Source organism: Chrysiogenia bacterium, assembly GCA_020434085.1.
Classification (GTDB): Bacteria; JAGRBM01; JAGRBM01; order JAGRBM01; family JAGRBM01; genus JAGRBM01.
The window spans coordinates 1-8,061 of sequence record JAGRBM010000295.1 but is presented as its reverse complement, the minus strand read 5'-3'; the positions used below and the strand labels follow the sequence as shown (position 1 = coordinate 8,061).

Below are 8,061 nucleotides of genomic sequence, written 5' to 3'. Positions count from 1 at the left end.
CCCAGGTCCACCAGGGAGTCGATCTTGGCTTTCGAGCCCTGCTTGCCGGCGCGCTCGATCCGCAGGATTCCCACGCGGGCGTAGTCCTCGAAAATAACCTCGCCGCCGGCGTCGCGCTCGATCTCGCGACGAGCTACGAAGAGCCGGTCACCGTCCTTGAGCTTCCCGTCGGCGCCGACATCCACGATGATCGTCTGGCCTGCGACTTTGCCCACGCGGCCCATGAGCGGATACTTCAGGATGATGTGGCCCGCCATGTTGCGGGCGACATCGTCGGCATCCTGCGTGCCCGAGCTCGATTCGGTCTCATTGATTTCCTGCGCGCCGGTGGCCACATCGAAGACGCGGATGATACCGGAGTGATCGCCCCCGCCCTCGGGAATGACGGTGAACTGCACCAGTTTGTCCACGCTCAGGATCTTGCCGAGTTTCTCGGCCTGGTTGCCGCCCACGGCGCCCGAGATCTGGAAGGCCTGCTCGGACATGAGCTTCTCCACCTGGGAGCGCTCGACAATCGTGAACTTGCCGCACTCATTGAGCGTGTGGGCAAACTTGGCCTCGACCTTGGCGATTTCTTCTTGTGAGAGTTTTTGCTGACCATCCCACGGCAGGATGCCGAAGGCCAGCTTCGCGTGCGCCGCTGCCGGCAGCAACGCGATCACTTGAAGAACAAACAACGCGACGAGAAATTTCCGATTCATTCCTGCTTCCTCCGACCCCGGCCCCGCCGGGTCCCAATTGAACTACTCCCCGAGGAACCCCTGTTCCGCGAGGAAGGCTTTTGAAATATTGCCGGCATCCACTCCCGCCGCCTGCAGGTGCCCGCTCAGAATGCTCTCTACATACTTTCCGAGCATGTCGACTTCAACATTAATCAGGGCCCCGATGGCGCGTTTTCCCAGCGTGGTCTTCTCCCAGGTGGCCGGGATGATGTTCACCTCGATACGGTTTCCCTCCACCTTGTTCACGGTGAGCGAAATGCCGTCCAGGGCAATCGAGCCCTTCTCGATGATGTACTTGCGCAGCTCGGCAGGGACCTCGAAGGCGAGCCGGTGGCTCGTCCCGTCGGGGGTATCGGAGAGGAATTTGGCCCGGCCGTCCACGTGCCCCTGCATGAGGTGGCCGCCCAGCCGGTCGCCAAGGCGCATGGCGCGCTCAAGATTGACCGGGTCGCCGGCCTTCACCCTGCCGAGGTTCGAGCAGTCGAGGGTTTCCTTCGAGAGCTCGCAGTCGAAGCGAACGCTGTCGAAGTCCGTTACCGTCAGACACACCCCGTTGACGGCGATCGATTCGCCCTCTTCGAGACCCTCGGCGGCAAGCGCGGTCTTGATCCGAAAGATCAGCCCCGTGCCCGAGGGGCTCACCCGTTCGATGGTTCCAACGTCCTTTACCAGTCCGGTAAACATGTCCGGCTCCTTGTGAGTTCTAGCGGCGCGGCCGCGCGGTAAGCAGCACGTCCGGCCCGATCTGCTGCGCGCTGAGCTCGCCCAGCGCGATGGCGTTCTTGAGGTGTGGGACCTTGAGCCCCGAAAGCAGCGGCGTGGCCTTCTCGTCCCCGATGATCTTTGGCGCCAGGAACACGTGCAGCACGTCGACCAGCCCGGTCGCGAGCACCGAGGCGGCGACCTTCGGCCCGCCCTCGACGAAGACCGAGCCGATCTCTTCCTTATAGAGCGCCTTCCACGCGGCGCCCAGGTCGAGTTTGCCGCCCTGATGAACCACGCGAATGACGCGCACGCCCTGGGCGACGAGCAGTTCCTCACGCTTAGCCGGGGCCCGCGTGGAACAGATCACGATCTTGCGCGCGGTCTTCGTCTTGAGCACCTTCGCATCGAGCGGGATGCGAAGCTTCGAATCGAGAATGACGGGGATGGGCTGGCGCCCATGTGCCGGCGCGGGCCGAACCGTGAGCCGCGGATCGTCCGCCAGCACGGTGCCGATTCCGCAGAGGATTGCGTCGCACTCGCCGCGCATTTCGTGGACGAGCTTTCGCGACTCGGGCGAGGTGATCCATTTGGACTCACCCCTGCGCGTGGCCGTCCGGCCATCGAGCGTGGCGGCGAGCTTGAGCGTCGTGTGCGGGCGCTTTCGTGCGACATGAGTAAAGAATTTTTCATTGAGGGCGACAGCCTCTTCGGCGAGGACCCCGGTTGCGACGCTCACCCCGCGGCGCTTGAGGCGCGCGATGCCACCCTTGCCCTTGGAGTTGCCGTCACCCACACCGACCACGACGCGCGCGATGCCGTGTTCGAGAATCGCGTCCGTGCAGGGCGGCTGTTTCCCCGTGGCATTGCAGGGCTCGAGCGAGACGTAGAGGGTCGCACCCTTTGCGCTGCCGCGCAGTTTTCCGAGCGCGTCGGTCTCGGCGTGAAGCCCGCCGTATTCATGGTGCCAGCCCTCGGCCAGCACCCTGCCGTTCTTCACGATGACGGCGCCCACCATCGGGTTGGGCGAGACTGCGCCGCGCCCGCGCGCGGCAAGTTCCAGTGCGCGGCGCATATAGCGCTCGTCGGTTTGCTGCTGGCTCCTTGGCGCGGGCTTGCGGGGCATGACTGCTCACTCCCCTTCTTTGCGCATGCTTTTGACTTCTTCGAGGAACTGGTCGATGTCGCGGAACTCGCGGTAGACGCTGGCGAAGCGGACGTAGGCCACCTGGTCGAGTCCCCGGAGCTGGGTCATGATTCCCGCGCCGATCTCGTCGGTGGTGATCTCCCCGCCGGCGCGCTCGGAGAACTCCCTCTCCAGGCGATCGACGACTGCTTCGAGGGTTTCCACCGGGATGCCGCGCTTGCGGCAGGCGATGGTGATGCTCTCCATCACCTTGCTCCGGTCATACGGAACCCGGTTACCGTTCTTCTTCACGACAACCGGCGGGCGCTCTTCGATGCGTTCGTAGGTGGTAAAGCGGCGGCCGCACTCCTCGCACTCGCGCCGACGGCGAATCGCCTCGCCCTCATGGGCGCCGCGCGAGTCGATCACGCGTGAATCAGGATGTCCGCAGGAGGGACACTTCATGGTTCTCTCACCGGCTGCGGGCGCTCGCCCGCTGGATTGGTCGTGCCGCTAACGCGCGCCGCAGGTGCCTCAGGACGCGCCGGGCAACCCTAGCACGCCCCGCGTGGGGTGGTAAGGGCGCCCCCTGCGCGCTAGGCTTGCGCCCATGGCCTCCCTGCAGTTCAAACTCGGTCGCGGCAAGTCGCCGCTCAAGCGGATCCTCCCCTGGTGGTGGGTGCCCGCGATTCCGGCCGGACTGTTTTTGTTCTTCGTTGTCTTTCTGGCCTTCAACCGCCTGGGCAATGAATTTCCCGATCCCGGCTTCGCCTCGCTCGAACAGGAGAGTGCCGAGTCCTTCGAGGACGCCTACGTGCGCGACCCCGAGCTCTACTTCACTGTCTGGCAGCTCGACAGCCACGCCGACCGCCAGTACATGATCGAGCGCTGGCAGGCCGAACTCGATGAGCTCAAGGTTGCATCCATGATGGGTGAGGGTGAGGAAAAAGACGCCGAGATCCGCGCCCGCCGCGAGCAGCAGCTCAGCCAGGCAATCAGCGACCTGCGCGCGCGGCCCTAGGAATTTTTTCCCTTATTTCCCTCTCCCAGCGGGAGAGGGAAAAGCGCGGCGAAGGCGCGCTTGGGTGAGGGAGAAATGCTACTTCAGGCACCCCACCCTCACCTGCCCTACGGGCATCCTCTCCCCGGAAGGGAGAGGGAAAAGTGTGTCAGGAATCTTTCGTACGCCCCGCCCAGAAGTTGGCCAGCACCGCGCCCGAAACATTGTGCCAGACGCTGAAGACGGCGCCCGGAAGGGCAGCGGCAGTGGCGAAGAACTTGCCGGCCAATGCGACGGCCAGTCCCGAGTTCTGCATTCCCACCTCGATGGCGATGGTGCGCGCCGCCTGTTCGGGAAACTTGAGCAGGCGCGAAACACCGTAACCTGCCCCCAGCCCGATCGCGTTGTGCAGGAAGACCGCCGGAAGAATCGGCAGCACTGCCGCGCCGAAGTTTCCGTGGGAAGCGCCAACGATGATCGCGATGATGAGCGCGATGACGAGGCTCGTAAATGGCACGAGCGCCTTGAGCACGGGCTCGATGAAACGATCGAGGAAGCGGCGGAGGATGAGTCCCACCAGCACCGGTGCGAGCACGATCTTCGCGACACTCAGGAAGAGCCCCGCCACATTCACGTCCACGATCTTTCCGGCCAGCAGGGAAGTCAGGAAGGGCGTCGCCACCGGCGCGAGCAGCGTGGACACAGCGGTAAGCGTCACCGAGAGCGCGACGTCCGCGCGAGAGAGATACGCGATCACGTTCGAGGCCGTCCCGCCCGGGCACGCGCCGACCAGCACCATCCCGATGGTCGCCTCATCCGAGAGTCCCAGCAGTTTCGAGATGGCCAGCGCGGAGAACGGCATCACCATGAACTGCAAGCCCGTCCCCACCGCCACGGTGGCCGGCTGCTCGGCAACGCGCTTGAAATCATCGGGCGTGAGGGTGAGCCCCATACCCAGCATCACAACGCTCAGCAGCGGCACGATGAGCGGCTTGCCCTGCGCGAAGGTCTCGGGGAGAAACCACGCGGCAATGCAGAACACCACGACGAAGATCAGGAAAAGCCGCCCGGAATTGGCGGCCTCACGGCGTTCTTCGAGTTCGTTTTGTTCGGAGTCGCTCAACGCTCAGCCCAGAATCTTCTGGAGTTTTTCGACGAGGCGCCGCGCGCGGGGCGGCTCGGCGGGGCGGTCGATGCCCAGGCGCTCGGCCATGTGTTCGGCAAGGCGTTCTTCGACGGCGCAGGCGCGCTCGGCCACTTCGACCGACCAGGCGCGAAGCTCGGGCGTTAAACGCGCGGCCATCTTCGCGGCGCGCACCAGGTCGAGCAGTCCGGCCTCGGCATCGGCGAGCGAGCGCACCGCACCGGCAAGCTTTTCATTGCGCGTTGGGATCTGGGTGACTTCGTCGGGATCACGGCCGGCGGCCACTTCTTCGAGGTCGGCCTCGGTCGCGCGCAGCATCTGTTCGAGGGCGCGCAGCGCGGCCTTGAGTTCGATGGCGATCTGATCGGTGCCGGCATGCTCGGTCATCCGGCGCGATCCGTCGCGCCGGTCCTCGCTCACCGGTTCGTTGGTCTTGCGACGATCCTCGCCGCGGATCACGAATTTTCTGTTCTTCTCGTCGCTCATGGCCGTCCCCGCCTTCGCGCCTGTGATTTCGCCCTAGCCCAGCATCTCCGTCCCGAAGCAGAGCCGGGTGTCGCCCATCTGGATCATATCACCTGCCTGCAGCCGCGCGACCTTGACCAGGATTCCGTTGACGACGGTGCCGTTCTTGCTGGCCAGGTCTTTCAGATAGATCTGGTCCCCCGAGAGGACTTCTACCAGGGCATGCTTCCTGGAGATCAGCGGATCGTCGATGATCACGTCGGCCTGCTCGCGCCCGATCACGGTGGCGCCCTTGATCAGGTCGAGCACCTTGCCCTGGTCGGCCCCCTCTGTCACTTCGAGCCAGGCACGCACGCGTTTCAGCGCCGCCGAGGGCAGGAAGGGATTTCCCTCCCCGCGGGTGCCGGTGGCATCGCCGTCGACATCGGCGGTGGCGGCAGAATAGGCGTTCATCTCGCGCAGCGCTTTTTGATCGATGGCCGGGCGCGGGGTCACCACGACGGGTTTGCCCACGAAGAAGATCAGCTTCGAGGAACCGATCACGATCTCGTCGCAGTTCTCCAGGGGCGAGAACTCGATGCGCGTGCCGTTCACAATGGTACCGTTGGTCGAGCCCAGATCCTCGATCTCGAAACGCGGCGCGCCCTTGTGGCTGGAGAGCCGGATGCGCACGTGCTGGCGCGAGATTTCCCGGTCGGGCACGACGCAGTCGGCGCTGTCGCGCCCGATGACCACCGACTCGTCGTGAATCGGGAACGAGAGTCCGGCCTGCGGCCCTTCGACGACCGAGAGCGTGCAGAGCACGTCCTCGCCGCCGGCCTCTGCAGCGCCGCGCGTCTCGAAGCTCGAGAGAATGGTGCCCTCGCCGATCGCGTTGTCGCCGGTGGAGTCGGGCGATTCGCCCCGGTCGTCGAAACCGGTCCAGTCGAACTGCTGGGAGAGGCTCACGTCGGAGAGGTCGGGTCCCTCGCCGCCGCCGTTTTTCAGGACGTGCTTTTCCCACTCGGCGAACTGCTGGGAGAGATCCTCGAGACCCGGCGGCACCGAGTCCTCAGAGCGGTAGGTCTCGGCCGGTCGGGTGAGCGCCGGAGAGCGGCGCGCGCCGTCGAGCACCTTGCGCAGCTCTTCGCCGGAGACGAGAAAGACGAACCAGCACTTCGAACAGCGCACCAGGTTCTGTTCGATGACCTGGGGCAGTTCAATGCGGATGCGCGCGCGGCAACTCGGACACTGGGCGATCAAGTGCGCCCCCTATCCGAGCAGCAGGTAGGCGAGGCCGGCGACCCCGACTGCGGCGGCGCCCAGGGCAATGATCCACCCGGTGGAGAGCTTGCTGGCTTCCTGCTGGCGGCGCGGGCGCACCACGCGGCCACGCGGGCCGGTGGGGTCCCCCACGGAGAAACCGCGCACGTCGCTGGTGATGTTGCGGAAGAGCGTGTGGATGTCGTTGCGCGGCGCCGGCGTGGGCGTGCGGTCGCGCATGGTGTCCTCGCGTGGCGGCGGGGCGCCGTAGTCCAGGGTCACTGACGAGAGATCGATCTGGTCGAGCGCATCCAGGTCGTTGCAGAGCTCGGCGCCGTTCTGGTAGCGCTCCTCGCGTTCCTTGGCGAGCAGCCTCAGCACGATCTGGTTGATGCGCCGGGGGATCTGCGTGTTGTACTTGATCGGCGCAATGGGTTCCTTGTTGCAGATGGCGTGGGTGATCGCGGCAATGTTCTTGCCCCGGAAGGGCTTGCGACCGGTGAGCAGTTGGTAGAAGACCACGCCCAGGCTGAAGAAGTCCGTGCGCCCGTCGATCTCCTCGGCCTGGATCTGCTCGGGGCTCATGTAGGACGGAGAGCCCACGCGCCCGCCTTCCTGGGTGATCGATCCGCTCTGCAGGCGCGCCACGCCAAAGTCGGCGACCTTGATCTGGCCATGCCCGTCGAGGATCAGGTTGGCGGGCTTGATGTCCCGGTGGACGACGCCCTTGGCGTGGGCGTAGTCGAGGGCGCGGGCGATCTGCTTGATGAGGTCGTTGATCTTCTCGAGCGGCAGCGGGTCGCCGCCCTTGACGATGCGGTCGAGCGGCGTGCCGTCGACAAACTCCATCGCGATGAAGAAAGCGCCTTCCCACTCGCCCACGTCGTAGACAGTGACGATGTTGGGGTGGTTCAGGGCGCCGGCCGCGCGGGCCTCGCGCTCCAGGCGCCTGTGGAGCTCGGCGTAATTCTCGCTCTGGGGGGTGACGCCGGTGAGGATCGTCTTGAGCGCGATTTCGCGGCCGATCTTGGGGTCGAGCGCGCGATAAACGACGCCCATGCCGCCTTTCCCCAGTTCGGAAAGCAGCTGATAGCGGCCAAAGCGCGGTGGCTCAGCCGATGCGATGGCTTGCTGCGAAGAGATCGTCTTCTCTCCCGGAGCGCGGCCTCACCTACGAATCGGGAATCCCCCCAATAATACCGGGAACTTAGGGATTTTCAAGGGGTTTTTCGGGGGCGGCATCGCCGCCGCCGCTCGGCCCGGCCCCGCCCGTGTTTACAAATTCCAAAAATTTTTCTTCTCTTTCTTCTCCCTGTCCTGAGCCTGCCTGCGGTGAGCCTGTCGAACCCGTCGAAGGGCTTTCGCGCAGACGGGGGCAAGCGCGCCACTTCTTCCTGCTCCCCTTTCGGGGGGAGCTGTCCGGGCAAATGCCCGGACTGAGGGGGTGCCGCAAGTCGCCACGCCGCAGAGCCGAAACGCCGCCCCGGCAACCCCCTCAGTCACCTTCGGCGACAGCTCCCCCGAGAGGGGAGCAGGGATTGTCGCGGCCGTCAGACCCTCTGTTTTCAGTATGGGAAAGAAAGAAACTCACGCAAGGGGCGTGACCCATGATGGCCCACGATGGACCGAAATGACCCGAGATGGACCGCAGAATTTACAT

9 protein-coding genes are annotated in these 8,061 nt (G+C 65.0%); 1 reads left to right on the top strand and 8 read right to left on the bottom strand.

Translation table 11 applies throughout. From position 1 onward, the window contains the following. From KDH09_10260 to nrdR, 4 genes are all read right to left on the bottom strand, one after another. A partial coding sequence (locus KDH09_10260; GenBank protein MCB0220066.1) for a hypothetical protein occupies positions 1-701 on the bottom strand: 701 nt, incomplete at its 3' end. 42 nt (positions 702-743) lie between these two features. Then, positions 744-1,406, bottom strand: a complete 663-nt coding sequence (locus KDH09_10255) for a riboflavin synthase (protein MCB0220065.1) — start codon at positions 1,404-1,406, stop codon at positions 744-746. Between the two features lie 19 nt (positions 1,407-1,425). Beyond that, a complete protein-coding gene (ribD, locus tag KDH09_10250; protein ID MCB0220064.1) occupies positions 1,426-2,550 on the bottom strand; it encodes a bifunctional diaminohydroxyphosphoribosylaminopyrimidine deaminase/5-amino-6-(5-phosphoribosylamino)uracil reductase RibD in 1,125 nt (374 codons plus the stop codon). Between the two features lie 6 nt (positions 2,551-2,556). Next, positions 2,557-3,015, bottom strand: a complete 459-nt coding sequence (gene nrdR, locus KDH09_10245) for a transcriptional repressor NrdR (GenBank protein MCB0220063.1) — start codon at positions 3,013-3,015, stop codon at positions 2,557-2,559. A gap of 145 nt (positions 3,016-3,160) precedes the next feature. Here nrdR and KDH09_10240 point away from each other — a divergent pair, with 145 nt between their 5' ends. Further along, a complete protein-coding gene (locus KDH09_10240; GenBank protein ID MCB0220062.1) occupies positions 3,161-3,571 on the top strand; it encodes a hypothetical protein in 411 nt (136 codons plus the stop codon). A 148-nt stretch (positions 3,572-3,719) separates the two neighbouring features. Here the strand turns inward: KDH09_10240 and KDH09_10235 are convergent, their stop codons facing one another. Genes KDH09_10235 through KDH09_10220 form a run of 4 tightly spaced genes read right to left on the bottom strand, consistent with a single transcriptional unit; the run spans position 3,720 to position 7,460 of the window. Continuing rightward, the gene (locus tag KDH09_10235) at positions 3,720-4,673 is read right to left on the bottom strand and encodes a bile acid:sodium symporter family protein (protein MCB0220061.1); all 954 of its coding nucleotides are present in this window, start codon (positions 4,671-4,673) and stop codon (positions 3,720-3,722) included. Positions 4,674-4,676: 3 nt separating this feature from the next. Further along, positions 4,677-5,180 carry a hypothetical protein gene (locus KDH09_10230; protein ID MCB0220060.1) on the bottom strand — a complete coding sequence of 168 codons (504 nt, stop codon included), beginning with the start codon at positions 5,178-5,180 and terminating at the stop codon, positions 4,677-4,679. Positions 5,181-5,213: 33 nt separating this feature from the next. Continuing rightward, positions 5,214-6,401 carry an FHA domain-containing protein gene (locus tag KDH09_10225; GenBank protein ID MCB0220059.1) on the bottom strand — a complete coding sequence of 396 codons (1,188 nt, stop codon included), beginning with the start codon at positions 6,399-6,401 and terminating at the stop codon, positions 5,214-5,216. A gap of 9 nt (positions 6,402-6,410) precedes the next feature. Continuing rightward, on the bottom strand, positions 6,411-7,460 hold the full coding sequence (locus KDH09_10220) for a serine/threonine protein kinase (protein MCB0220058.1): 1,050 nt from the start codon (positions 7,458-7,460) through the stop codon (positions 6,411-6,413). Positions 7,461-8,061 lie beyond the last annotated feature (601 nt).

What these genes read in the sequence shown, in the direction of transcription:
- KDH09_10220 (MCB0220058.1), bottom strand. Translation starts at nt 7,460, where the DNA reads ATGGGCGTCGTTTATCGCGCGCTCGACCCCAAGATCGGCCGCGAAATC.
- KDH09_10230 (MCB0220060.1), bottom strand. Translation starts at nt 5,180, where the DNA reads ATGAGCGACGAGAAGAACAGAAAATTCGTGATCCGCGGCGAGGATCGT.
- nrdR (MCB0220063.1), bottom strand. Translation starts at nt 3,015, where the DNA reads ATGAAGTGTCCCTCCTGCGGACATCCTGATTCACGCGTGATCGACTCG.
- KDH09_10240 (MCB0220062.1), top strand. Translation starts at nt 3,161, where the DNA reads ATGGCCTCCCTGCAGTTCAAACTCGGTCGCGGCAAGTCGCCGCTCAAG.
- KDH09_10255 (MCB0220065.1), bottom strand. Translation starts at nt 1,406, where the DNA reads ATGTTTACCGGACTGGTAAAGGACGTTGGAACCATCGAACGGGTGAGC.
- ribD (MCB0220064.1), bottom strand. Translation starts at nt 2,550, where the DNA reads ATGCCCCGCAAGCCCGCGCCAAGGAGCCAGCAGCAAACCGACGAGCGC.